Origin of the sequence: Romboutsia sp., assembly GCF_035470145.1 — a bacterium.
GTDB lineage: Bacteria > Bacillota > Clostridia > Peptostreptococcales > Peptostreptococcaceae > Romboutsia_D.
On the sequence record NZ_DATIRC010000191.1, the window covers coordinates 1 to 1,744 of the forward strand.

1 protein-coding gene is annotated in these 1,744 nt (G+C 32.1%); it reads right to left on the bottom strand.

What is annotated here, in order from left to right:
* Positions 1-1,411 (bottom strand): NAD(P)-binding protein (locus tag VLM92_RS08260; protein WP_325275865.1); only part of this gene is annotated, 1,411 nt, incomplete at its 3' end.
* Positions 1,412-1,744: the final 333 nt, after the last annotated feature.

The window sequence follows — 1,744 nt, forward strand, 5'->3', positions numbered from 1 at the left end:
TTACATTTAAGTCTCTTAATTCACCTTCAAACCATTTTATTAGTTTATGGTCATCTTCTTTGAAAGAAGGTATTCCGCCTGGTATAACATTACCACCTAGTTTATCACTCTTTTCATAAAGATTTACTTCATGACCTCTAAGAGCACAAACTCTAGCAGCTTCCATACCAGCTACTCCACCACCTATTATCATAACTTTCTTTTTAGTGCATGCAGGAGTTAATTTATATATTTCCTCTCTACCACATTGTGGATTTACTGCACAAGATAAAATTCCAGCATTAGCAATTCTTCCCATACAACCTTCATGACAAGATAAACAAGGACGTATTTTATCAGCCTTATTCTTTCTTATCTTATTCGGTATTTCTGGATCTGCAAGAAGAGGTCTACCTAAACTTACACCATCACACATACCTTCTGCAACTGCCCTAGATGCTATTTCTGGATCTTCCATTCTACCAGCACATAAAACAGGAACATCTACAACTTCTTTAACCGCTTTAGTATATGGTAAGTACATTCCACCTTTTCCAAAATACATAGGTGGGTGGTTCCAGTACCAAGAGTCATAAGTTCCAACATCCACGTTTAAAGCATCATAACCTGCTTCAACTAATATCTTAGCAGCTTCTAATCCTTCTTCAATATCCTTACCTTTTTCAATAAAGTCCTCACCTGGAAGTCCACCTTGTCTTATATCTTTGACAAAACTCTTTACACTATATCTAAGTGAAACTGGGAAATTTTCTCCACAAGTAGCTTTTATAGCTTTAACTATATCTGTTGCAAATTTAAGTCTTCCTCTTAGATCTCCACCATACTCATCAGTTCTTTTATTATATAAGCTTATAGCAAATTGATCTAATAAGTATCCTTCATGAACTGCATGTATTTCCACTCCATCAAATCCAGATTTTTGAGCTATTGCAGCAGCTTCAGCAAACTTTTGTATATATTTTTTTATTTCTTCTACTGTTAATTCTCTATGTATTAAGCTTGGATCCCATATATTTTCTATTTCAGATGGTGCAACAGCCTTTTTAATTATATGCCCAAGGCCTGCGCGACCAAATCCAGCAGTTAACTGCAGAAATATTTTAGAACCATATGCATGTATTCTTTCAGTCATTTCTTTTGTACTAAGAATAAATGCAGTAGGGTTTATAGTTGGACATGGAAGAGAAGGTCTTGCGATTTCTTCTATTTCATTTTCTACATTACAAATACCAGTTATTATAAGTCCTGTTCCACCTTTAGCTCTTTCAACAGAATAATCTACTCCTCTTTGATTAAAGCTTCCATTTTCATTTGCAAAACCTATAGGTCCCATAGGTGCCATAGAAAATCTGTTCTTAAGTTCTACTTTTCCAATCTTCATACTTTCAAAAATATTTTGATACTTATTCATAAATATTTCCCCCTTCTTTTAACAGAATTAATTCGCAGAACAGATTCTGTTAAATTATTAATTAAATAATAACTCGTTGTTAGTTTATTGTCAATATTTTTTATTCAAAGTGTAAAAACATTTTCATAAAACTTTACTAATATAAAATATTGTGTATAATTAAATTGTTATATATAGAAGTGAAAGTAGGAGATTTAAAAATGAAAGAAGGTAATTTAACTAAAAGACAAGCTCAAGCTATAGAAACTAAAAAGCAAATATTAGATACTTCAATGAAATTAATTTCAGAGTATGGTTACGATAATGTAAAGATAAGTCAAATATGTAAAGAGG